25 protein-coding genes and 3 pseudogenes are annotated in these 22,901 nt (G+C 59.4%); 16 read left to right on the top strand and 12 right to left on the bottom strand.

All coding sequences use genetic code 11. The features are described from left to right. Nucleotides 1–16 precede the first annotated feature (16 nt). The 4 genes and pseudogenes from AC1RDQ_RS05500 to AC1RDQ_RS05485 all read right to left on the bottom strand — a co-directional run. On the bottom strand, nucleotides 17–784 hold the full coding sequence (locus AC1RDQ_RS05500; protein WP_218494643.1) for a uroporphyrinogen-III synthase: 768 nt from the start codon (nucleotides 782–784) through the stop codon (nucleotides 17–19). Further along, nucleotides 781–1,722, bottom strand: a complete 942-nt coding sequence (gene hemC, locus AC1RDQ_RS05495) for a hydroxymethylbilane synthase (RefSeq protein WP_057712789.1) — start codon at nucleotides 1,720–1,722, stop codon at nucleotides 781–783. Before hemC ends, AC1RDQ_RS05500 begins: the two co-directional genes overlap by 4 nt. A 138-nt stretch (nucleotides 1,723–1,860) precedes the next feature. Next, complete coding sequence (locus AC1RDQ_RS05490) at nucleotides 1,861–2,607, bottom strand: LytR/AlgR family response regulator transcription factor (RefSeq protein ID WP_057712788.1); 747 nt, start codon at nucleotides 2,605–2,607, stop codon at nucleotides 1,861–1,863. Beyond that, nucleotides 2,604–2,726 (bottom strand): annotated as a pseudogene (locus AC1RDQ_RS05485) (sensor histidine kinase); the annotation flags it as partial. The gene AC1RDQ_RS05490 and the pseudogene AC1RDQ_RS05485, both read right to left, overlap by 4 nt. Nucleotides 2,727–3,069: 343 nt before the next feature. Here AC1RDQ_RS05485 and argH point away from each other — a divergent pair. After that, on the top strand, nucleotides 3,070–4,464 hold the full coding sequence (argH, locus tag AC1RDQ_RS05480) for an argininosuccinate lyase (protein WP_008001478.1): 1,395 nt from the start codon (nucleotides 3,070–3,072) through the stop codon (nucleotides 4,462–4,464). A gap of 119 nt (nucleotides 4,465–4,583) precedes the next feature. Here the strand turns inward: argH and AC1RDQ_RS05475 are convergent, their stop codons facing one another. Next, entirely contained in the window at nucleotides 4,584–5,243 is a 660-nt protein-coding gene (locus tag AC1RDQ_RS05475) for a glutathione S-transferase family protein (RefSeq protein ID WP_057712787.1), read from the bottom strand. A 124-nt stretch (nucleotides 5,244–5,367) separates the two neighbouring features. On the opposite strand from AC1RDQ_RS05475, the gene AC1RDQ_RS05470 reads away from it, so the two are divergent. The 3 genes from AC1RDQ_RS05470 (at nucleotide 5,368) to AC1RDQ_RS05460 (ending at nucleotide 9,144) form a co-directional block, all read left to right on the top strand. Then, nucleotides 5,368–5,652, top strand: a complete 285-nt coding sequence (locus AC1RDQ_RS05470) for a hypothetical protein (RefSeq protein WP_057712786.1) — start codon at nucleotides 5,368–5,370, stop codon at nucleotides 5,650–5,652. 210 nt (nucleotides 5,653–5,862) lie between these two features. Then, nucleotides 5,863–6,108, top strand: a complete 246-nt coding sequence (locus tag AC1RDQ_RS05465; RefSeq protein WP_057712785.1) for a TIGR02647 family protein — start codon at nucleotides 5,863–5,865, stop codon at nucleotides 6,106–6,108. Nucleotides 6,109–6,300: 192 nt separating this feature from the next. After that, nucleotides 6,301–9,144 (top strand): class I adenylate cyclase, encoded by a 2,844-nt coding sequence (locus AC1RDQ_RS05460; RefSeq protein WP_492586673.1) that lies wholly within the window; start codon nucleotides 6,301–6,303, stop codon nucleotides 9,142–9,144. A 7-nt stretch (nucleotides 9,145–9,151) separates the two neighbouring features. On the opposite strand, the gene rnk is transcribed toward AC1RDQ_RS05460, so the two are convergent. From rnk to cyaY, 3 genes are all read right to left on the bottom strand, one after another. Next, nucleotides 9,152–9,562, bottom strand: a complete 411-nt coding sequence (rnk, locus tag AC1RDQ_RS05455; protein WP_057712783.1) for a nucleoside diphosphate kinase regulator — start codon at nucleotides 9,560–9,562, stop codon at nucleotides 9,152–9,154. Nucleotides 9,563–9,829: 267 nt separating this feature from the next. Next, nucleotides 9,830–10,048 carry a DUF1289 domain-containing protein gene (locus tag AC1RDQ_RS05450; protein ID WP_079246817.1) on the bottom strand — a complete coding sequence of 73 codons (219 nt, stop codon included), beginning with the start codon at nucleotides 10,046–10,048 and terminating at the stop codon, nucleotides 9,830–9,832. A 4-nt stretch (nucleotides 10,049–10,052) separates the two neighbouring features. After that, entirely contained in the window at nucleotides 10,053–10,385 is a 333-nt protein-coding gene (gene cyaY, locus AC1RDQ_RS05445) for an iron donor protein CyaY (RefSeq protein WP_090452113.1), read from the bottom strand. Between the two features lie 209 nt (nucleotides 10,386–10,594). Here cyaY and lptM point away from each other — a divergent pair, with 209 nt between their 5' ends. The 6 genes from lptM to AC1RDQ_RS05415 are packed head-to-tail and all read left to right on the top strand — an operon-like array spanning nucleotide 10,595 to nucleotide 15,211. After that, nucleotides 10,595–10,771 (top strand): LPS translocon maturation chaperone LptM, encoded by a 177-nt coding sequence (lptM, locus tag AC1RDQ_RS05440; protein WP_007980804.1) that lies wholly within the window; start codon nucleotides 10,595–10,597, stop codon nucleotides 10,769–10,771. 12 nt (nucleotides 10,772–10,783) lie between these two features. Further along, nucleotides 10,784–12,031: a diaminopimelate decarboxylase gene (gene lysA / locus AC1RDQ_RS05435; RefSeq protein ID WP_492586671.1), complete on the top strand. Its 1,248-nt coding sequence runs from the start codon at nucleotides 10,784–10,786 to the stop codon at nucleotides 12,029–12,031. Between the two features lie 4 nt (nucleotides 12,032–12,035). Beyond that, nucleotides 12,036–12,866, top strand: coding sequence for a diaminopimelate epimerase (gene dapF, locus AC1RDQ_RS05430; RefSeq protein ID WP_008015513.1), 831 nt, complete (start codon nucleotides 12,036–12,038; stop codon nucleotides 12,864–12,866). Between the two features lie 13 nt (nucleotides 12,867–12,879). After that, nucleotides 12,880–13,605: a DUF484 family protein gene (locus tag AC1RDQ_RS05425; protein WP_015097340.1), complete on the top strand. Its 726-nt coding sequence runs from the start codon at nucleotides 12,880–12,882 to the stop codon at nucleotides 13,603–13,605. A gap of 2 nt (nucleotides 13,606–13,607) precedes the next feature. Then, a complete protein-coding gene (xerC, locus tag AC1RDQ_RS05420; protein WP_090452116.1) occupies nucleotides 13,608–14,507 on the top strand; it encodes a tyrosine recombinase XerC in 900 nt (299 codons plus the stop codon). After that, on the top strand, nucleotides 14,504–15,211 hold the full coding sequence (locus AC1RDQ_RS05415; RefSeq protein WP_492586670.1) for an HAD family hydrolase: 708 nt from the start codon (nucleotides 14,504–14,506) through the stop codon (nucleotides 15,209–15,211). The genes xerC and AC1RDQ_RS05415 overlap by 4 nt, the downstream gene beginning before the upstream one ends. Before the next feature lie 187 nt (nucleotides 15,212–15,398). On the opposite strand, the gene sutA is transcribed toward AC1RDQ_RS05415, so the two are convergent. The 4 genes from sutA to glnK form a co-directional block, all read right to left on the bottom strand. After that, the gene (gene sutA, locus AC1RDQ_RS05410) at nucleotides 15,399–15,722 is read right to left on the bottom strand and encodes a dormancy-specific transcriptional regulator SutA (RefSeq protein WP_008050867.1); all 324 of its coding nucleotides are present in this window, start codon (nucleotides 15,720–15,722) and stop codon (nucleotides 15,399–15,401) included. A 101-nt stretch (nucleotides 15,723–15,823) separates the two neighbouring features. Further along, nucleotides 15,824–16,249 (bottom strand): secondary thiamine-phosphate synthase enzyme YjbQ, encoded by a 426-nt coding sequence (locus AC1RDQ_RS05405; RefSeq protein WP_492586668.1) that lies wholly within the window; start codon nucleotides 16,247–16,249, stop codon nucleotides 15,824–15,826. Nucleotides 16,250–16,462: 213 nt separating this feature from the next. Then, a complete protein-coding gene (locus AC1RDQ_RS05400) occupies nucleotides 16,463–17,800 on the bottom strand; it encodes an ammonium transporter (protein ID WP_057712776.1) in 1,338 nt (445 codons plus the stop codon). A 35-nt stretch (nucleotides 17,801–17,835) separates the two neighbouring features. Continuing rightward, the gene (gene glnK, locus AC1RDQ_RS05395; protein ID WP_002555808.1) at nucleotides 17,836–18,174 is read right to left on the bottom strand and encodes a P-II family nitrogen regulator; all 339 of its coding nucleotides are present in this window, start codon (nucleotides 18,172–18,174) and stop codon (nucleotides 17,836–17,838) included. Between the two features lie 421 nt (nucleotides 18,175–18,595). Here glnK and AC1RDQ_RS05390 point away from each other — a divergent pair, with 421 nt between their 5' ends. The 6 genes and pseudogenes from AC1RDQ_RS05390 (at nucleotide 18,596) to AC1RDQ_RS05365 (ending at nucleotide 22,741) form a co-directional block, all read left to right on the top strand. Next, the gene (locus tag AC1RDQ_RS05390; protein ID WP_046038993.1) at nucleotides 18,596–18,856 is read left to right on the top strand and encodes an accessory factor UbiK family protein; all 261 of its coding nucleotides are present in this window, start codon (nucleotides 18,596–18,598) and stop codon (nucleotides 18,854–18,856) included. 461 nt (nucleotides 18,857–19,317) lie between these two features. Next, complete coding sequence (locus AC1RDQ_RS05385) at nucleotides 19,318–19,764, top strand: hypothetical protein (RefSeq protein WP_492586666.1); 447 nt, start codon at nucleotides 19,318–19,320, stop codon at nucleotides 19,762–19,764. A gap of 102 nt (nucleotides 19,765–19,866) precedes the next feature. Next, nucleotides 19,867–20,667: a hypothetical protein gene (locus tag AC1RDQ_RS05380; RefSeq protein ID WP_492586664.1), complete on the top strand. Its 801-nt coding sequence runs from the start codon at nucleotides 19,867–19,869 to the stop codon at nucleotides 20,665–20,667. 221 nt (nucleotides 20,668–20,888) lie between these two features. Further along, a pseudogene (locus AC1RDQ_RS05375) lies at nucleotides 20,889–21,818 on the top strand (YifB family Mg chelatase-like AAA ATPase); the annotation flags it as partial. A 225-nt stretch (nucleotides 21,819–22,043) separates the two neighbouring features. Continuing rightward, nucleotides 22,044–22,185 (top strand): annotated as a pseudogene (locus tag AC1RDQ_RS05370) (IS3 family transposase); the annotation flags it as partial. A gap of 127 nt (nucleotides 22,186–22,312) precedes the next feature. After that, nucleotides 22,313–22,741 carry a DoxX family protein gene (locus AC1RDQ_RS05365; RefSeq protein WP_492586662.1) on the top strand — a complete coding sequence of 143 codons (429 nt, stop codon included), beginning with the start codon at nucleotides 22,313–22,315 and terminating at the stop codon, nucleotides 22,739–22,741. Nucleotides 22,742–22,901 lie beyond the last annotated feature (160 nt).

The raw sequence follows: 22,901 nt of genomic DNA, 5'->3' as shown, positions 1-22,901 counted from the left end.
GTATCCATCCTTTGCATTAGAAAACGGGTACGGGATGCTCCCGTAACGCCGTCAGCAAGGCCGCGGCACTGGCGCCACGACAATCCACAACTGTTTTGGCCCCGGCGGCACGCGCCAGCTCGGCAACCCTGGGGCTCGGTACAAACAACGGCAACCGCGCCAACTGCGGCCAGGCATCGCCGGCCAGTTGATGCAGGTGCTCAAAACCTTGTCCACTGCTGACCACCAGCCCGTTCAGGCGTTCCGCCTGGATCCGTTGCGGCAGCAGTGTCGGCGGGTAAATCGGCAATCCCCGGCGGTACAGCTCCAGATACTCGACACTAGCACCAAGCTCACGCAAACGCTCAGCCAGCAACTCGCGCCCGCCCTCCCCGCGCAGGATCAGCACTCGTGCATCGGGTTGTGCGATAGCCTCGCGCAGTCGGGAAAGTTCGAGCAAGGCTTCACTGTCATCGCCTTCTGCCGGGAAGCTCACGTCCAGCCCGTGATCCCCGAGGATCTGCGCGGTCGCCGCGCCGACGCTGAACCACTTCACACCGGGCGGTGTTGGCCAATACCGCTCGAGCAGTTCGACGCCGATCCGGGCGGCCGGCTTGCTGACCACGATGACGGCGCAGAACTGATCCAGCGCCAGAATCACCTGGCGCATTGTGTCAGTGGCCTCAATGGGCATGATGTCCAAAAGCGGCAGACTGTTACTGAATATCCCCTGCTCGGCCAAAAAACTGCTCAGCGCCGCCGCTTCTTCGGCGGGACGCGTCAGCAGCAGGCGCCAGCCGATCACTCGTGACCAGCCTCGCCATAGACCGCTTTGAGGATGGCGTCGGCACCCTGGCTGAGCAGGTCTTCGGCGACTCGTACACCCAGTGCCTCGGCATCGCCGCGAGGGGCGCGGGCTTGTGCGCTGAGCAGCAGGCCACCGCCTGGATCGCCCACCAGTCCGCGCAACCAGACCTGGTCACCCTCCAGCACGGCGTAGCAGGCAATCGGCACCTGGCAGCCGCCATTGAGGTGCTTGTTGAGGGCTCGTTCGGCGGTCACGCGGGTGGCGGTGTCCTGGTGATGCAGGGGTGTCAGCAACGCATGGATTTCACTGTCGGCGCTGCGGCATTCGATACCCACCGCGCCCTGGCCACCGGCCGGAAGGCTGTCGTCGACGCTGATGGCCGAGGTGATGCGGTCTTCGAATCCCAGGCGGATCAGGCCGGCAGCGGCGAGGATGATGGCGTCGTATTCGCCGGCATCGAGCTTGGCCAGGCGGGTGTTGACGTTGCCGCGCAGGAAGCGGATTTCCAGATCCGGGCGACGGGTCAGCAATTGAGCCTGGCGGCGCAGGCTGGAGGTACCGACGATGCTGCCCTGTGGCAACTCATCCAGGTTGGTGTAAGTGTTGGAAACGAAGGCATCGCGCGGGTCTTCCCGCTCGCAGATACAGAACAGACCGAGGCCTTCGGGGAAGTCCATCGGCACGTCCTTCATGGAGTGCACGGCGATGTCGGCTTCATTTTCCAGCAGCGCGGTTTCGAGTTCCTTGACGAACAGGCCCTTGCCGCCGATTTTCGACAGCGGAGAGTCAAGCAGCTTGTCACCACGGCTGACCATGGGGACGAGGGTCACCAGCAGGCCCGGATGGGCTGCTTCAAGACGGGCCTTGACGTATTCGGCCTGCCACAGGGCGAGAGCGCTTTTGCGGGTGGCGATGCGGATCTGGCGAGAGGACATGGATCAATCCGTACTGAATAGATATGACGGATAATAACAGCTCAGCCAAATCCACTTTGACTTGTATCAGATACTACTCGGCCTCCCTGGCCCCGGATGTCCGGCAATCGGGTGTGAAATTGGCCTGCGAACAGCTTTTTAAAGCTGTTGCATCATTTTGCGTACCCCAGCCACATGACGACGGCTGACGATCAGCGCATCACCGTTGAGGCCTTTGAGGAACAGCTGAAAATGCCCCAGGGGTGTGCGTTGCAATCGCTCGATACGCTCACGGGCGACAAGTGCATTGCGATGGATACGCACGAAACGGTCACCGAATTCATCTTCGAGGGCCTTGAGCGGCTCATCGAGCAACACTTCGCCGCTTTCGTGGCGCAAGGTCACGTATTTGTGGTCGGCAATGAAATACACCACCTGATCCAGCGGAATCAGCTCGATCCCTTTACGGGTTCGGGCGCTGATATGGCTGCGCGGGCCGTTGCCGCTTTCGGCAGCAGGGCGGGTCAGGGCGGAGAGCTGGGCACGATTGGGGCGCTCGGCTCTCTTTAATGCGTCATGTAATTGTTCAGTTCTCACAGGTTTCACCAGATAGCCTACGGCGCTGGCCTGTAAGGCTTCCACGGCAAATTCATCGGGCCCGGCGCAGAACACCACGGCGGGGGGAGTTTCGCGTTCACACAACCGAGCAGCCACTTGCAGGCCATCCAGGCCGGGCATGCGGATATCGAGCAGCACGATATCCGGCTTGTGGCTGTCGATCAGTGCCAACGCCTCTTCGCCATTCGTGGCACTAGGCTCCAGGACACTGTACCCCTCGAGTTCGCCAACCATTCGGCTCAGGCGCTCGCGGGCCAAGGGTTCGTCATCAACGATCAGGACATTCATATTGCGCTGGATTCCTGCGTGAGTCTCGCACAAGGATAGCGTAGACAGGTGAAGTGACGTCCGTCACCGCGATCCACGCTAAGACTAGCGCGAGCGTCAAAAAGTGCCGCTGGTCCGGCGGCTAAATTTTCATCTACCGGGCGATTGGCGGCCCAGGCCCGCGTTGGCGATGCATCGCCACAGGGTTTGCTGATACGCAATATGAACACCCCACTCTTCTTATAGTCAGCGGCTGCACCGAGAAAATGCGCTGATCCTACTGTCCAACTGTAGACGGTTGCCGGGACGATATTGCTCAATTGGAAAATATCGTTCGGCAAAAATGCGCGGCTCTTGCCCCGGACCGGTCCTTCTCTCCCCAAAAAAACGTATCGACCAGTGTCAGCGACAGGATTGGCAACCCTGTTATTATCCGCGCCAGCGTTCCACGCCTTCTTACTTCAAGCCGATACGAGCGAATTCATGAGCACTGACAAGACCAATCAGTCCTGGGGCGGCCGCTTCAGTGAACCCGTCGACGCCTTCGTCGCCCGCTTCACCGCCTCCGTCACCTTCGACCAGCGCCTGTATCGCCACGACATCATGGGCTCGATCGCCCACGCCACCATGCTGGCCAAGGTCGGTGTGCTGACCGATGCCGAGCGCGACAGCATCATCGATGGCCTGAACACCATCCAGGGTGAAATCGAGGCCGGTCAGTTCGACTGGCGCATCGACCTCGAAGACGTCCACATGAACATCGAGGCGCGCCTGACCGACCGCATCGGCGTGACCGGTAAAAAACTGCACACCGGCCGCAGCCGTAACGATCAGGTCGCCACCGACATCCGTCTGTGGCTGCGTGACGAGATCGACCTGATCCTGGCTGAAATCACCCGCCTGCAAAAAGGCCTGCTGGAGCAGGCCGAGCGCGAAGCCGCCAGCATCATGCCGGGGTTCACCCACCTGCAGACCGCACAACCGGTGACGTTCGGGCACCACATGCTGGCCTGGTTCGAAATGCTCAGCCGCGACTACGAACGCCTGGTCGACTGCCGCAAGCGCACCAACCGCATGCCACTGGGCAGCGCGGCGCTGGCCGGCACCACCTACCCGATCGATCGCGAATACACCGCCCAACTCCTGGGTTTCGACGCGGTTGGCGGCAATTCGCTGGACAACGTCTCCGATCGTGATTTCGCCATCGAATTCTGCTCGGCGGCCAGTATCGCGATGATGCACCTGTCGCGTTTCTCCGAAGAGCTGGTGCTGTGGACCAGCGCGCAGTTCCAGTTCATCGATCTGCCCGACCGTTTCTGCACCGGCAGCTCGATCATGCCGCAAAAGAAAAACCCGGACGTGCCGGAGCTCGTGCGTGGCAAGACCGGTCGCGTGTTCGGCGCGCTGATGGGCCTGCTGACCCTGATGAAAGGCCAGCCTCTGGCCTACAACAAGGACAACCAGGAAGACAAGGAACCGCTGTTCGACGCCGCCGACACCCTGCGCGACTCGCTGCGGGCCTTTGCCGACATGGTCCCGGCGATCAAGCCCAAGCACGCGATGATGCGCGAAGCGGCCCTGCGCGGCTTCTCCACCGCCACCGACCTGGCCGACTACCTGGTGCGTCGCGGCCTGCCATTCCGTGACTGCCACGAAATCGTTGGTCATGCCGTGAAGTACGGCGTGGACAGCGGCAAGGACCTGGCGGAAATGAGCCTGGAAGAACTGCGCAAGTTCAGCGACCAGATCGACCAGGACGTGTTCGCCGTGCTGACCCTGGAAGGCTCGGTCAATGCCCGTAACCACATCGGCGGCACCGCGCCGGCGCAGGTGAAGGCTGCAGTGGCTCGCGGTCAGGCGCTCCTCGCCAGCCGCTAAAAGCTTCGCGGGCAAGCCCGCTCCTACAAGGATCCAGTACTTGCCAAAAATCCATGGCAAACAAAGAAACCTGTGGGAGCGGGCTTGCCCGCGATGACTGACTTCAGAACGCCACAGAACTACTTTTTGGCAGCAATCATCGCCATGAACGCCGGCATCGCGGCCTCCCGGTCCGCCGCCACACGCTGCACATTCGGATTCCCCCCCAAAAACTCCAGCAGCGCCTTGGCCTTTGGCATCTCGGCCAACAGATCGATGCCAAACAACTTCTTGGCGACCCCACACGCCAGCGGCACGCTGAACAGGAAATACAGATCCGCCACGCTCAAGCTGTCGCCAGCCACGTAAGGGCTGAATTTGGCATGCCGGCCCAGCGCAGCCATCCCCAGCAACAATTCGGCTTTGGTTTTTTCCTTGATCGCATCCGGCAGGGTCATGCCGAAAAAGGCTTCGGGATAGCAGGCCCGGCCTGGCAATTCGATGTACAGCTCGATTTCCTTGGCCAGTGCCAGCACCTGCGCGCGCTCGAACGGATCGCTCGGCAGCAGCGGCGTGCCTTTCTGGCTTTGCTCGATGTATTCGAGGATCACGCTGGTTTCATTGATGAAGCCCTGCTCTACCTGCAGCACCGGGACCTTTCCGCGAGGGCTGATGGCCAGTGCCTCGGGGCTGGTGCCAGCGTAAAACGGTACTTCTTCGAAGGGCAGGCCTTTTTCCAGCAGCGCCAGTTTGACCATGTTGTAGTAGTTACTGACGGAGAATCCATAAAGCTTGATCATCACAAAGCCTCCAGGCCATGCGGGGTGGGCAGTGCCTGTTTATAGAACGCTGCCGGGATTCTTGCCAGCAGCATCACGCCGCTGAATGCGGGTAAACTGGCCGCCTTTCCCTGAGGAGCCTGCCATGAGCGAGCCAACCGATATCGACAACGACGAAGAAGAGTTCGCCGAAACCACCCTGATCCAGGCCATCGAAAACCAGATCGAAAGCGACAACCCGCCGGCTGCCAAGGCGACGTTCAACAAGCTGACGCTGGTGGGTTACGAGCGGGAAGAAATCCTCAACTTGATGGCCCACGTTTTGGCGGTAGAAATCGACGCGATCCTCGAAGAAGACCGCGCGTTCAACACCGAATGGTACGAAGCTGCCCTGCGCGCCTTGCCCGAGTTGCCGCCGGAAAAGCAGTAAGCCCACACATCCCTGTAGGAGCGAGCCCGCTCGCGAAAAACCCGAGAGCGCCACGGGGCATCTGGTTTTACGCGTCATCGTTGACGACCTTCGCGAGCAAGCTCGCTCCTACAGAGTAAAAAAAACCCTGTCGCGAGCACTGGACATGCCGGACAAGCGGGTTCACCTTAGGGGCGCTGTCGTCCAATTCCTAGAAAGTCTGGAGTCCTTATGTCGCTTACCCCTGAGTTGGTTGCCGAACTGGAAGTCCTCGCACTCTTCAACCTGGACAGTTCCCAGGAAGGTCTGAAAATTCATCAGACCGCTGCCCCGAAACACATTGCCGCCGCCAAACGCCTCTTTGAAAAAGAACTGACCGACCAGCCTGATGGCGGTTACCTGACCAGCCTGGGTCGTGACGCCGCGCAAAATGTGCAAACCGTGCTGACCATTCTTAACGCCGAAGTAACAGCCTGAATTCTGCCGCATCGCCCACGGAGACCCCGACCCAGGGATTTCCGCGGGCACATCCCCCTGATTTCTGTCTGTAGCCGATAGAAATCTGACGCCAGAAAAACAAAATCAGCTTAAAAGTCCTCGCCTCAAGGCGCTAAACTGCCCCTCATCCGAAGCCCCACGTCCGAGCCCTGCGAGCCGGTTTGAGCTGACATGACGCGCACCCACGAAATCCGCCCCGATCTGGACGAGGGAATCGACCGCAAGGTTCTCAGCCAGCTGCGCGCACGGTTTCTGAAACTCAACGAAGGACGCATGGCTCGCGCCATGGAAGGGTTGTCGACCCGCCAGCAAGGGGTCCTGACCTTGCTGCCGCTGTTTTTCCACGTTAACCATCCGCTGTTGCCCGGTTACGTTTCCGGCAGTACGCCGGCCGGGCTGTCGAATTTCGAGCCGGATGCCAATGTCCTCGCTGAAGCCCAGCGCCTGACCCGCTCGTTTTCCTACAAGCCGCGCCACGGCAGCAACCCGCCGAGGCCGATTCACGGATTGTTCCTGATGGGCAGCCTCGGCACCCTGGCCCAGGCCGACCAGAGCGACATGGATGTGTGGGTCTGCCATGGACCGGACCTGACCGAAAACGAACTCGCCGAGCTGCGCAAGAAATGCCAGTTGCTGGAAGCCTGGGCCACCAGCCAGGGCGCCGAAGCGCATTTTTTCCTGATCGACCCGAGCCGTTTCGTCCGCGGTGAGCGCGATACCCAGCTGAGTTCGGAAGATTGCGGCACCACCCAGCACTACCTGTTGCTGGACGAGTTTTACCGCACCGCGATCTGGCTCGCCGGGCGCACACCGATCTGGTGGCTGGTGCCGGTCTACGAAGAGTCGAGCTACGACCGCTACACCCATGCCTTGATCTCCAAACGCTTCATCCGTGCCGATGAAACCCTCGACCTCGGCAACCTGGCCTACATCCCGCCCGGCGAATTCATCGGTGCCGGGCTCTGGCAGTTGTTCAAGGGCATCGAGTCGCCCTACAAGTCGGTGCTCAAGCTGCTGCTGACGGAGGTTTACGCCAGTGAACACCCCAGGGTCCATTGCCTGAGCCTGCGCTTCAAGCAAGCGGTGTTCGCCAACCGCCTCGACCTCGACGAACTGGATCCGTATGTCGTGGTGTATCGGCGTATCGAGGAATACCTGATCGCCCGCAACGAACCGGAACGGCTGGAACTGGTGCGGCGCGCGCTGTACCTGAAGGTCAATCGCAAACTCACCGGCAACAGCCGCGCCCAGAGCTGGCAGCGCTCCTTGCTTGAACGCCTGGCCCATGAATGGCACTGGGACCAGCGTCAACTGACCCTGCTCGACAGCCGCAGCCAGTGGAAAGTCCGCCAGGTCGGCTCCGAGCGGCGGGCACTGGTCAACGAGCTGAACTACAGCTACCGCTTCCTCACGCAGTTTGCCCGTCACGAACAAACGGTCAGCCGCATCAACAAGCGCGACCTGAGTGTCCTCGGCCGTCGCCTGTACGCCGCTTTCGAGCGCAAGGCCGGTAAAGTCGAATTCATCAATCCCGGCATCGCCCCGGACCTGGCTGAAGACACCCTGACGCTGGTGTACGCACCGAACAGGAAAGAGCCGGGGCAAAGCCAGTGGGGCTTGTACAACGGCAGCCTGACGGCACTGGAGTGGGAGCATTTCGCGCCGATCAAACGCAGCCGTCACTTGCTCGAACTGCTGACCTGGTGCCACCGCAATGGCGTGATCGACAGCAGTACCCGCCTGGCCTTGCACCCCGGCACCAGCGACTTGAGCGAATTCGAACTGTTCAACCTGCTCGGCAGCCTGCAACAGACCATCGCCCTGCCCTTGCCCACCGTCGCCGAGGAACCTCTGTTGCGCGCCAGCGTGCCGAGTGAAGTGCTGATCCTGGTGAATGTCGGCATCGATCCGCTCAAGCACCATCGCGACCTGAACATCCTCATGACCACCGAACGCACCGACTCCCTGAGCTACGCCGGTGTCCGGGAAAATCTGGTGCTGACTCTGGACCAGGTCACGCTCAATAGCTGGAACGAAGCGCTGGTTGGCCGCTACGACGGCCCCCACGCCCTGCTCGACTGCATTCGCGACTACCTCAATAACCTGCCGGCCGGACCACAACAGCCGAAGCTGCGGGTGCGTTGCTTCTGCCATAACCGCGCGCAGTTCATTGCCCGACGGGTCGAGGAAATCCTCGATACCGCACAGAACCTGCTGCTGAGCCGGCTCAATCATCGTTACCTGATCCAGGTCCAGCAGCACTACCACGTGCTGGAGTTGGTGCCGGGCCAGGTCCAGCACATCGCGCTGGCCACTCTGCCGGCACTGATCGATTACCTGGGCGAAGAAATGGCGAGCTACAGCCCGTTGCACCTCGATCCGAAGGCACTGGAAGACCACGACCTCGCGCTGTTCCTGCCAACGGGCCAACCGGACTGCATTCAAGTGTTCTATAGGGTCAACGAAGATCAGGCTGATCTGTACGTGCTCGATGAGTTCAACGCCCTGTGGCAGCAACGCCTGCCCTGGCACGATGAGCAAAGCCTGCTGGTGCCGCTGCAGCGTTTCCTGCAATCGATCCAGTACCGTCGCGATGCCTTGTTGCCGATGGACGCAGCCCACCCGCTGAACCTCGACACCCTGTACTGCCAGTTGCTGCCGTCAGGCCCTGGCCGCGCACGCCGTATCGAAGCCCGGCCAGTGCCGCAGACGCCTGTGAACAAGCCGTTCTACGACGTGCAGGCGATCGTCGGCAAAGCCGCACCGGGTCAGGTGCAGGTGACGCTGTATTGCAATCAACGGGAATTTTCCGAGCTGGAACATGGCGACCAGTTGTTCCGCGTGGTCGCCCGGGAAATCGTCGGGCAGCGCCGGGAAACCGAACGCTACCGCTGCTACATCACCGACCTCGACCTGTCAGGCCTGCTCGGTGAAGGTCAGAGTTCCACCCATCTGTACCTGCGCTACAAAGCCGACCTGGAGCACGCATTGAACGAGGCGCTCGATCAAGTCTGAGGGGAAGTCACTCCGGGAACGCGCCGCCATTGGCCGGCTGCGATTCGACTTCCAGCAGTGTCAGCTTCAGGGTCTTGCCGCCCGGAGCCGGCCAATCGATGTGCTGGCCAACCTTCAGGCCGAGCAGCGCACTGCCCACCGGCGCCAGGATCGAGACCTTGCCTTCGTCGGCATTCGCATCCTTGGGGTACACCAGGGTCAGGTGGTAGTCCTTGCCACTGCCTTCTTCGCGGCAATGCACTCGGGAATTCATGGTCACGACATCCGCCGGCACTTCATCGTGGCCGACCACGGTATCGGCGCGATCCAGTTCGGTTTGCAGCGCAATAACGCCCGGCAGCGTGTCGTCCAGGCTGTCGATCAGACGCTCCAGACGCTGGACGTCCAGACGGGTAAGGGTGATGGAAGGTGAGGTCATGATCTGGGCAGACTCCTTTCTTCTGCACGAAAAAAGCAAAACCCCGCCAGAAAAAGGCGGGGTTTTCACAAGCCTCGATGGGTTGAGGCGTTTCTGGACACTATCACAGCTCAAAAAATATACAAGTCATGGCCAAACCGACGCTATGGACTTGTAGAGAACTCCTGTGGCGAGGGGGCTTGCCCCCGTTCGGCTGCGCAGCAGCCGTAAAAACTTGGGGCCGCTACGCGACCCAACGGGGGCAAGCCCCCTCGCCACAATGACTCACTAGACTGAAGCTTTGCGGTGGGCAGCCTGCGCACAAATCACCCGCCTACGCTCGTCATCAGCCGAGCGCCACTCACGAATATCTTCGACATGGCGGAAGCAGCCCAGACACACTTTCTGCTCGTCCAGCCGGCACACACCGCTGCAGGGCGACGGTACCGCCGGGCTGACATTGCTGTAGAGCGGTTTGGGCGCACGGACAGGCGCAGGCTGGGTCACGATCTCACAGGCCTTCGAAATCGAGTTCGACACCGGCCTGCTGCTGGACGATACGCTCAAGCATTTCACCCAACTGCTCTTCGCTCTTGTCGCACATCCAGCGCTCGCTTTCTTCGTCGTAGTCGAAGTGGAAACCACCGGATACCGCCGCCAGCCACAGCTGGCGCAGCGGCTCCTGGCGACTGAAGATCAACTGGCTGGCGTTCTCGAACTTGACCGTCAGCACACCGGCCGAGCTTTCGAGGTCGATATCCAGGTCGCTTTCGTCAAAGATGTCCTCCAGGGTTTGCTGGGTGGCATCGACCAGGTCATGGAAACGCGCTTCGGACAAACTCATTACGGCAACCTCAAAAAGTGTCTGATCAGGCTCAAGCGCCGCAAGATACGACCGAGCTCCGTCGATTGCAAAGGATAACGACCTGTGGGATTGCATGATACCGACCGGCATCGGGCCGAGCCCCGCCGGACGGGCGGTCCGTTGCATAGGCAAGCTGCCGGGTGGCCGGTATACTCCGGCGCAATTAATGCATTTTCAAGGATTTCGCCATGAAGCGCCTGATCTCTTCCCTTGCTGCGCTCCTCGCGGTTGCCTGCCTTGTGTCGGCCTGCGGTCAAAAAGGCCCGCTGTACCTGCCCGATGAAGACCAGGACCCTGTGGAGCAAGCCAAGTCGTCGCAGCAGCAGCCTGCCTCCAAAGCACACAAGCACGACGTCTACCAATAATAAGGGAACCTCATGGACGCTTTTAACTACCGTGACGGTGAACTGTTCGCGGAAGGTGTTGCCCTGTCTGCCATCGCCGAGCGCTTTGGTACACCCACCTACGTTTACTCGCGCGCACACATCGAAGCCCAATACCTGGCTTACGCCGATGCGCTGGTCGGCACACCGCACCTGGTGTGCTATGCGGTCAAGGCCAACTCCAACCTGGGCGTCCTGAATGTCCTGGCGCGTCTTGGCGCCGGTTTCGACATCGTCTCCCGTGGCGAGCTGGAACGTGTACTGGCCGCTGGCGGCAGCGCCGACAAGATAGTGTTCTCCGGCGTAGGCAAGACCCGTGACGACATGCGTCGCGCCCTGGAAGTCGGCGTGCACTGCTTCAACGTCGAATCCACCGACGAGCTGGAACGCCTGCAGGTGGTCGCCGCCGAACTGGGCGTTCGCGCGCCGATTTCGCTGCGCGTGAACCCGGACGTCGATGCCGGCACCCACCCGTACATTTCCACCGGTCTCAAAGAGAACAAGTTCGGCATCGCCATCGCCGACGCCGAAGACGTGTACGTGCGTGCCGCGCAGCTGCCGAACCTGGAAGTGGTCGGCGTCGATTGCCATATCGGCTCGCAACTGACCACCCTGCCGCCTTTCATCGACGCTCTCGACCGCCTGCTGGGCCTGGTCGATCGCCTTGGCGATTGCGGTATCTACCTGCGCCACATCGATCTCGGTGGTGGCCTGGGCGTGCGATACAAGGACGAGGAGCCGCCACTGGCTGCCGACTACATCAAGGCCGTGCACGAACGTCTCGACGGTCGTGACCTGGCGCTGGTGTTCGAGCCGGGCCGCTTCATCGTCGCCAACGCCGGCGTGCTGCTGACTCAGGTCGAGTACCTCAAGCACACCGAACACAAAGACTTCGCCATCGTCGACGCCGCCATGAACGACCTGATCCGCCCGGCGCTGTATCAGGCCTGGATGGACGTCACTGCCGTGAGCCCGCGCACCTCCGCTGCCCGCGCCTACGACATCGTCGGCCCGATCTGCGAGACCGGCGACTTCCTGGCCAAGGATCGTCAGCTGGCGCTGGAGGAAGGCGACCTGCTGGCCGTGCATTCGGCCGGTGCCTACGGGTTTGTCATGAGTTCCAACTACAACACCCGCGGCCGTGCCGCAGAAGTGTTGGTGGACGGTGATCAGGCATTTGAAGTGCGTCGCCGTGAAACGGTAGCCGAGTTGTATGCTGGCGAAAGCCTGCTGCCGGAGTAAAACCATGCTGCTGCGTTTTACCAAGATGCACGGCCTGGGCAATGATTTCATGGTCCTCGACCTGGTCAGCCAGCACGCGCACATTCTGCCCAAGCATGCCAAGCAATGGGGCGACCGGCACACCGGCATCGGTTTCGACCAGTTGCTGATCGTTGAAGCGCCGAGCAACCCGGACGTGGATTTCCGCTATCGGATCTTCAACTCCGACGGTTCCGAAGTGGAACAGTGCGGCAACGGTGCGCGCTGCTTCGCCCGTTTCGTGCTCGACAAGCGCCTGACTGCAAAACGTGTGATTCGCGTCGAGACCAAAAGCGGCATCATTGAGCTGGACGTGCGTAACGACGGGCAGATCAGCGTCAACATGGGCGCCCCGCGCCTGGTGCCAGCGGATATTCCGTTCCAGGCGCCGGAGCAGGCCAAGAGTTATCAGGTCGACGTCGACGGCACCCCGGTCGATCTGGCTGCCGTGTCCATGGGCAACCCCCATGCGGTGGTACGGGTCAGCGACATCAACAACGCGCCGGTGCATGAACTGGGCCCGAAAATCGAACATCACCCGCGCTTCCCGGCACGGGTCAATGTCGGCTTTCTCCAGGTCATCGACCGGAGCCGCGCGCAGTTGCGCGTATGGGAACGCGGGGCCGGGGAAACCCAGGCTTGCGGAACCGGCGCCTGTGCCGCCGCAGTGGCCGCGATCAGCCAGGGGTGGATGGATTCGCCGCTATTGATCGACCTGCCTGGCGGGCGCTTGTCCATCGAATGGGCAGGCCCTGGCCAACCGGTGATGATGACCGGCCCGGCAGTGCGCGTATATGAAGGACAAGTGCGTCTTTGAGTGAGCGAAATCCATGACCGACAAGCCTCAGGTACCCGCACGACAAGCTGACGAATCACCGTCCGAAAGCCTCGAGGCGGCGGCTGTAGCCGCGTACCTGGAGGCTCATCCGGACTTCTTCGTCGAGCACGAAGAACTGCTCCCGTCCCTGCGTATCCCCCATCGGCGCGGCGATACCGTGTCGCTGGTCGAGCGTCAGATGACCATCCTGCGCGACCGCAACATTGAACTGCGTCATCGCCTGTCGCATTTGATGGACGTGGCCCGGGACAACGACCGCCTGTTCGAAAAGACCCGTCGCCTGATCCTGGCATTGATGGATGCTGCCAGCCTGGAAGACGTGGTGATGTGCGTCGAAGACAGCCTGCGCCAGGAATTCCAGGTGCCCTTCGTCAGCCTCATCCTGCTCGGCGACAACGCCATGCCGGTGGGCCGCTGGGTCACCCACGCCGAAGCTCAAGTAGCCATCGGCGGTTTGCTCTCGGAAGACAAAAGCGTCAGCGGCAGCCTGCGCGAGCATGAACTGGACTTCCTGTTCGGCGAAGAACAGCGCAAGCAGATCGGCTCCACCGCGGTTGTCGCCATCAGCCACCAGGGTATCCACGGCATCCTGGCCATCGCCAGCCGTGATCCGCAGCACTACAAAAGCTCGGTGGGCACCTTGTTCCTGAGCTACATCGCTGAAGTCATGGGTCGCGTGCTGCCACGGGTCAACAATTCCCTGCGCTCGGTACGCTGAACATGGAACGACAACTGGACGCTTACTGCGAACACCTGCGCAGTGAGCGGCAGGTGTCGCCGCACACACTGTCGGCCTACCGCCGCGACCTCGATAAAGTGCTGGGCTGGTGCGTCAAACAGAATATCGGCAGCTGGACGGCGCTGGACATCCAGCGCCTGCGTAGCCTGGTTGCCCGTCTGCACGCCCAAGGCCAATCGTCCCGCAGCCTGGCGCGATTACTGTCAGCCGTTCGCGGGCTCTATCACTACCTGAACCGCGAAGGCCTGTGCGACCACGATCCGGCCAATGGTTTGGCACCGCCCAAAGGCGAACGCCGCCTGCCGAAAACCCTCGACACCGACCGTGCCCTGCAACTGCTTGAAGGCGGGGTTGAAGATGACTTTCTGGCACGTCGGGACCAGGCGATCCTGGAGTTGTTCTACTCCTCCGGGCTGCGGCTTTCGGAGCTGACGGGGCTCAATCTCGATCAGCTCGATCTGGCTGACGGCATGGTCCAGGTGCTCGGCAAAGGCAGCAAGACCCGCCTGCTGCCTGTAGGAAAAAAGGCCCGCGAAGCGCTGGAGCAGTGGCTGCCATTGCGAGCCATGGCCAACCCGACGGACGATGCGGTGTTCGTCAGCCAGCAAGGCCGCCGCCTCGGCCCCCGGGCGATCCAGGTGCGGGTCAAGGCTGCCGGCGAGCGCGAACTGGGGCAGAACCTGCATCCGCACATGTTGCGACACTCCTTCGCCAGCCATTTGCTGGAATCGTCCCAGGACCTGCGCGCGGTGCAGGAACTGCTCGGACACTCGGACATCAAGACCACACAGATCTACACCCACCTGGACTTCCAGCATCTGGCAGCCGTCTACGACAGCGCCCACCCACGGGCCAAACGCATGAAAGGCGACGATTCATGAGTATTCAGTTGATCACCTTCGACCTCGACGACACCCTGTGGGACACCGCCCCGGTGATCGTCAGCGCCGAAGCCGTTTTGCGTGAATGGCTGACCGAGCACGCGCCCAACCTGGGGGCAGTGCCGGTGGAACATTTGTGGGCCATTCGTGAGCGCGTATTGAGCAACGAGCCCAGCCTCAAGCACCGCATCAGCGCCCTGCGTCGGCGGGTACTGTTCCATGCACTGGAAGAGTCCGGTTATGGGCACGACGAAGCCTCGGACCTGGCGGACAAGAGTTTTGAAGTATTCCTGCATGCCCGGCATCAGATCGAAGTGTTTCCGGAGGTCGAACCGACCCTGGAAATCCTCGCCAATCATTACGCCCTCGGCGTGGTCACCAATGGCAACGCCGATGTGCGTCGGCTGGGCCTGGCGGATTACTTCAAGTTTGCGCTTTGCGCCGAAGACATCGGCATTGCCAAACCCGATGCGCGATTGTTCCAGGAGGCCTTGCAACGCGGTGGCGCGACCGCTGAATCGGCGGTGCATATTGGCGATCATCCAGGTGATGACATTGCCGGTGCGCAGCAGGCGGGAATGCGGGCGATCTGGTTCAACCCGGCGGGCAAGGTCTGGGAAGCCGAACGGTTGCCGGATGCGGAGATTCGCAGCCTGAGCGATTTGCCGGCATTGCTGGCGCGGTGGAATTCGGTATCGACCTGACAAAAAACCCGTGGGAGCGAGCTTGCTCGCGATGAGGGCTTAACATTCAAAATAAAATGTTGCCTGACACTCCACCATCGCGAGCAAGCTCGCTCCCACAGGGATCACCACTGGTTTCATGTTTTTTGTTTCAGGCATGAAAAAGCCCGCAGCGACGGCGGGCTTTTTCAGTAAGCGGGTAGCAGGCTCAAATAGGCCGGCTGCCGTACTTGTTGTCCGGCTTCTTGGGCGGATCGGCGACCACATTGGCCTCCACTTCCTGCACCTTGCCACCCTTGGCCAAAAACTCCTCCATGGCCCGCGCGAGAGCATCGCGTTCCTTGTTCTTGGCTTCGACACTCGGCAGCTCATCGACCGATACCGCTGCCTTGGCCTTGCCTTTGGCGGTCGGAACCGGCGCATCACCACCGTCGTCTTCAGCGACGTCTTCCGCCGCTGCTTCCAGACCTTCTTCGGTTTCGTCGTCGTCGCCTACTTCGAGGTCGTCGTTTTCCAGATCATCGTCGCTCATGTTCTACCTCATGACTTGCGAAAAGCAGATTAGTTATAGCCCAGCTTTGCCCTCTGTCGAAGGCTGCCGGAAAAAAATCAACAGCCGCTGCTGACCAGCGGTTATGCCCCTTCACCGTGCACGGTGGCGAGGACTTTACGGGCACCGCCATGATCACGGTGCTCGCCCAGATAAACGCCTTGCCAGGTCCCCAACGCCAACCGGCCTGCCGCAATCGGCAAACTGAGCTGACAGCCAAGCACGCTGGCCTTGAAGTGCGCCGGGAGGTCGTCCAGGCCTTCGTCGTTATGCTCATAGCCGTCTGTTCCTTGTGGGATCAGACGATTGAAAAATCGTTCGAAGTCGCGACGTACCGCCGGATCGGCGTTCTCGTTGATAGTCAACGACGCCGAGGTATGCTGCAGCAACAAGTGCAACAGACCGACCCGACACGCCTTGAGTTCAGGCAGGCCGGCGAGTAACTCGTCCGTTACCAGATGAAAGCCCCGGGGCCTCGCCCGCAAGGTAATCAGAGTCTGTTGCCACATACAGTTCTCCGCACGTTCGGGGCGCATTCTAGCGCGCTCTGTGAAAAAACAAAGGCCCTAATATTCCTTCAATCCTGTAAGCCTTTGGCTGCACAAAAACACCCGACGTAAACATCATAAAACCTGTAGGAAAAAACCTTTCAGCTCGGCCTTCAACGACAAATTCCAGACAAAAAAATGCCCGGCAAGCCGGGCAGTTTTTTACGCGCTTGCTTACAAGTTGTAGCCGCGTTCGTTGTGAAGCGCCAGATCGATGCCGACCGCTTCTTCTTCTTCGTTGATACGCAGGCCCATGACCGCATCCAGCACCTTGAGGATGATGTATGTAGCGATCGCGGTGTAGATCACCGTGAAGCCCACGCCTTTGCACTGAATCCACACTTGTGCGGCGATGTCGGTCACGGTGCCGAAGCCACCCAGGGACGGAGCAGCGAACACACCGGTCAGGATTGCGCCGAGGATACCGCCGATACCGTGCACGCCGAAGGCGTCCAGGGAATCGTCATAGCCGAGCTTGCGCTTGAGGGTGGTGGCGCAGAAGAAGCACACCACGCCAGCCGCCAGACCGATTACCAACGCGCCCATCGGGCCAACGGTGCCGGCAGCCGGGGTGATTGCCACCAGACCGGCAACCACGCCCGAAGCGATGCCCAGTGCGCTAGGCTTGCCGTGGGTGAGCCACTCGGCAAACATCCAGCCCAGTGCAGCAGCGGCGGTAGCGATTTGCGTCACCAGCATCGCCATGCCGGCGGTGCCGTTGGCCGCAGCGGCGGAACCGGCGTTGAAACCGAACCAGCCAACCCACAGCATGGCCGCGCCCATCAGGGTGTAACCGAGGTTGTGCGGCGCCATCGGCGTGGTCGGGAAACCCTTGCGCTTGCCCAGCACCAGGCAAGCAACCAGGCCTGCTACACCGGCGTTGATGTGCACCACGGTGCCGCCGGCGAAGTCCAGAACGCCCCAGTCCCACATCAGGCCACCGTTGCCGGACCAGACCATGTGCGCAATCGGCGCATACACCAGGGTGAACCAGATACCCATGAAAATCAGCATCGCGGAGAACTTCATCCGCTCGGCGAACGCACCGACGATCAGCGCCGGGGTGATGATCGCGAAGGTCATCTGGAAGGTGATGAACACCGCCTCGGGGAACAGCGCTGCCGGGCCGGTGAGGCTCGCTGGCGTGACACCCGCAAGGAACGCCTTGCCCATGCCGCCGAAGAACGAGTTGAAGTTGACGACGCCCTGCTCCATGCCCGTGGTGTCGAACGCGATGCTGTAGCCATAAATGACCCACAGGACGCTGATCAGACCGGTAATGGCGAAGCACTGCATCATCACGGAAAGAATGTTTTTCGACCGAACCATGCCGCCGTAGAACAGCGCGAGGCCGGGAATGGTCATGAACAGCACGAGAGCTGTCGAGGTCAACATCCAGGCGGTGTCGCCGGAGTTGAGGACTGGGGCCGCCACTTCGTCTGCCGCCAGAGCAAGGCTGGGCATTACGATGGACAACAGGGCTCCTAGCCCTGCGAATTTACGCAGAGTCATATTGTTTTCTCCTGGGGCGTTGGGTTTGTGGCGGCTTAGATAGCGTCGGTATCGGTTTCGCCGGTACGGATGCGAATCGCCTGTTCCAGATTGACCACGAAGATCTTGCCGTCACCGATCTTGCCGGTGTTGGCAGCCTTGGTGATGGCCTCGATTACCCGGTCCAGATCCTTGTCGTCGATGGCGACGTCGATCTTCACCTTGGGCAGGAAATCGACCACGTATTCCGCGCCGCGATACAGCTCGGTGTGACCCTTCTGCCGACCAAAGCCTTTGACTTCGGTGACGGTAATGCCCTGCACGCCGATCTCGGACAGCGACTCGCGTACGTCGTCCAGCTTGAACGGCTTGATGATGGCAGTGACTAGCTTCATGAAAACTCTCTCCCGAATTTGGTGGACTTGCCCCAGGAAAACAAACCCGTCTCAAGTCTAAGCGCAGTGCCTGGCTTTGTAACGCATCGTCGGCCTTACCTGCCCGTCCGACGCCAGCTAACCGCTCCTCACGAAACACTCCCCCGCGTTCCGTTTGGCGCACTGCATTCGTCACAGCGACTGCATCAGTGCATGGGTCACCAGCATCTAAGCAGAAAGCTTGCCATCTCCACAAAACCGACTGTTTTCAAGCCATTACAGGTGGATGGTGGATACTTCGCGACAAGACCCCGCACGTTACGCACAACAACGGTGCAACGCCGCCTGTCCCAATGCGCGAAAAGCGTGCATCCCTTGCCCGCGCAAATGACTATAGACACTGCGTGATACACTGCCCGTCATTGTTTCCAGGACATTGCCCATGCTCGCGCCAAAAGACTTCCTCGACGCCCTCACCGGCACCGCCTCCCGCCTTTTCAGCGGTGACACGCCACTGCCGAAAGCTGAAATCGAAAGCCAGTTCAAAATGTTGCTGCAGAGCGGCTTCAGTAAACTGGATCTGGTGAGTCGGGAAGAGTTCGATAGCCAGATGGTCGTACTGGCACGCACCCGCGCCCGCCTCGAAAGCCTCGAAGCGAAAGTCGCCGAGCTGGAAGCGAAACTGAACCCACCAACCGAATAACACCGCAAATGCTCACTGTGGAACCCAATCCACTGTGGGAGCGAGCCTGCTCGCGAAATGGTCGCCACGACCTTCAGACTCACCTGTAGGAATTGCCGCAACCTGCGCTCTTCAAGCCCGCAAGAATCCCGGCAACTTCCTACGAAGATCTCACTCCCCTTCCGATTGCGCAGCAAAGCTCCGGTTCCTAAGCTCACTCCCAACTGATTAGCCAGCAATGGGTTTAGCGACTCGAACAGCACCCGACGCACCGTGACCACGTTCGAACCAGAGATTTATTCCTTTCTCGAATTACGGCCGTGCATGGAAGACCTTCGGGCCTGCCAGTATTTCCGCAGGCTTCGGTTCGCCAATTCGCTCGAAAAAGTTTAAGCCCATGTTACATGGCTTAGATAATAGTTTGTGATGAGCACAACTTTTTAAATGGAATACTGTTAGCAACACCACAAGGAGCAACATCCATGAAAATATCCAAGTCTTTAATTGCCGCTTTCGCATTGACTGCATTTCACATAAGTTCAGCGGTCGCTGGGCCGTCTGTTACAGTCACATTCAAGAACCTTGGAACACAGACTGCTACGTATACCCCCATAACAAACAACGAAGCTATAACGAAAGCAAACGCATCACCTACTCCACAAGCGTCCGTGATTGCAAATGGCTCAGATACGTACGTCATACAAAGCCAGATATCACCTGATTACAATCATGCTAATTTGCGATATCAAATTGGCAACAAGAAATGTATTTATTTAGCTACATTTGTGACGACTCCTGGCTTTGGTGCGAGTAAAACTCCAAAATGGAATAATACGGCCACGCCTAGTGGTGGGGCCACCTGCACCATCAAAGCAACTAAAACAAATCCGTCCACCTATGCATGGTCAGTAGTACTCACCATGAAATAAAGCATGTAGCGATATTTAATTGGCTTGTAAGATCTTGATAAAGCATCAACATTTATTAGGCGATGCATCATATTTTAGTCATCGAACAGGGAGCAGAAAAGAATGGTTAATTCACTAAACAATTTTGCAGCTAACAGCGGCCAAGCGCTCACTGGAACAAAAAAATTGACAGCGACTCCCGGCAAAAACCCAGGCGTCAACCAAAGCACACCCCAAGTCCCATTTGGCAACGCACGAGATAGTAGTACCGTTTCCACCCTAGCGAGCCAATTGAGCGAAGCCTCAGTACGCGCACAGGCCCGGGATGCACGCCTAACTAGAACGGAACTGAGCTCGATGGCTAATAACACATTCAACGAGTTAGTGAGTGCTAATTATACTGCCAATAAATCAACATACGACTCTGAAGCTCCTGACACAGATAATGCCACATTACTAGCGCGCGCCAAAAGTGCGACACAGTATACAAACGGACTCGGCAAAAATCCGTTTTCGGGGATGCCCATGGATCAGCTTGCCTTAATTACTTACGATGACAGCGGCACCTTTACCATCAATGAAAGACGGGCAGCACTGGAAGAGTCAGCCAAACAAGAATTTGCATGGCGACAGAAAGTGGTGGCCGAAGCAGAGTTTGAATACAACAACACTGGAAAACTCACAAACTTCTCCAAAAGTGTCCTTGACCATTACAAGGGCTTGCCCCCAGTGCAGCAAGCACAGTATCCAAACAACTACGAAGCCAAACTTAAGCACTGGATAGATTTAGACTTCAACTATTTTACGAATGTCGCAGAAGGTAAAACGAAGATGGATGCCGAGAGCTTCGCCGGCAAAATCCTGGATGGCGATAATAGTTTGTTTGACGACACAACTTCTTCAAAACAAGCCACCTCAACATAAGTTGCTTGATTTACACGCGAAATAAATGCGCAGGGGTGTGTCAGGCTGGCTTTGTCAGTAGGTTTTACGACAGCTGTGCAGCCAAACTCAGCGTTTGGCTGCTGTTACATAGCGTGGCTTTCAGCAACATTCTGCGAAAGTTTCCCTCCTCTCCGACCGGACTCCACGACTACCCTTCAAAAACCCGCAGGAAGCGGCTCCCGTCATCTCAAGGAACGACCATGTCCCTCTCCATCGTCCACAGCCGCGCCCAGATTGGCGTGGATGCGCCCGCTGTCACCGTTGAAGTCCACCTGGCCAATGGTTTGCCATCGCTGACCATGGTCGGCCTGCCCGAGGCGGCGGTCAAGGAAAGCAAGGACCGGGTGCGTAGCGCGATCATCAATTCGGGGCTGCAGTTTCCGGCGCGGCGGATCACGCTGAATCTGGCGCCAGCCGATTTACCCAAGGATGGCGGGCGGTTCGATCTGGCGATTGCCCTGGGAATTCTCTCGGCCAGTGTGCAGGTGCCTACGTTGACGCTCGATGATGCGGAATGCCTTGGGGAGTTGGCGCTATCAGGTGCCGTGCGGGCGGTTCGTGGGGTCTTGCCAGCGGCGCTGGCAGCGCGCAAGGCCGGGCGCTGGTTGATGGTGCCGCGAGCGAACGCCGAGGAAGCGTGCCTGGCCTCGGGACTGAAAGTAATTGCGGTGGATCATCTGCTTGAGGCCGTTGCGCATTTCAATGGGCATACACCGATTGAGCCTTATGTCTCCAATGGCCTGCTCTACGCCAGCAAACCCTACCCCGACTTGAATGAAGTGCAGGGGCAACTCGCGGCCAAGCGTGCGCTGCTGATCGCTGCCGCTGGTGCTCACAACCTGTTGTTCAGCGGGCCGCCGGGAACGGGAAAAACCCTGTTGGCGAGCCGCTTGCCGGGATTGCTGCCGCCCCTGGCCGAAAATGAAGCGTTGGAAGTGGCGGCGATTCAGTCGGTCGTCAGTTGCTCGCCGTTGAGCCATTGGCCGCAGCGGCCGTTTCGCCAACCGCATCACTCGGCGTCCGGCCCCGCGCTGGTGGGGGGCGGCTCGAAGCCGCAGCCCGGTGAAATCACCCTCGCCCACCACGGCGTCCTGTTCCTGGACGAACTACCGGAGTTTGATCGCAAGGTTTGGAAGGAGGTTACCCCTAGATAGTCCTAAAATCACACAATCAACTTTAACATACTAATTAATAATGGATTTTTTTAGGACTAGTTCTAGGCTAATAAAGGTCGGGCACTCCTAAATTTCGGCTCGGTGACAGGGGAATCGGCGTAAAACCGCGCAAGGACCTCGCGCATTTCTAGCATCGCTCGTGCTCTCCCCCCGGTCCAATCTGCCACATAGCGCAGTAGGGTGACGGAGCAGGAGGCCCAGCGGGACATCAGCCATTACCTGATGCATCGCTACAACTGGATCAGGCCGCATCAATTCAATGAAGGGCTACTCCCCCGCGGTGGCCGAAGCAAAACTTAACCCACTGTCCGGGATGGGTTGACTACTACAAGCTAGATTTCCCAACTTGGTCCAGATATTTCCCCCGACGACTACAATTAGTCTTGCGCAGTCCACTACGGCCATTCCAAGTGGCATCCAACGCTCAGCCTCCCTCAGGAGATCAGTTGATGTCTGCCCTCATTTCCCAACTCAACACGCTTTGGGCACCACGCCTGCTTAGTGTCCTGCGGATCATCACGGCCTTCCTGTTCCTCCAACATGGCACCGCCAAGTTATTTGGATTTCCGCATGTCGCTTTTTTCGATGAGTTGAGCCTGTTTTCCCTGATCGGCTTTGCCGGAGTGCTGGAAGTGGTTGGCGGACTGCTGCTAGTGCTCGGCCTTTTCACGCGCCCGGTGGCCTTTATCCTGTCCGGAGAAATGGCTTTCGCCTATTTCATCGGGCACGCCCCCAAAGGGCTGTTCCCGCTGCTGAATAACGGTGAGCCGGCGACCCTGTTCTGCTTCATTTTTCTATACCTGGTTGCGGCCGGTGGTGGCGCCTGGAGTCTTGACCGTCGCCTGTGCCGAGGAAAACCTGGCTGCGATTGGGTCTAGGCCAGCCGTGGCAATCGTCGCGGGACTGGATACCTTTTCCTGCGGGTTCCTCTTGGGGCGTCAGTGCCTGGATGTACGAATGCCAGTGGGGAGCTGGTCAGAAATCTTCAAAAACTGCTCGGCTTCTAAGCTTGTTTACCGTTGTTGAGGCAAAAATCAG

The sequence above is a fragment of the Pseudomonas sp. GW823-FHT02E01 genome, assembly GCF_058797535.1.
The sequence above is the reverse complement of the archived record's forward strand: the minus strand, read 5'-3'. Positions and strand labels throughout refer to the sequence as shown.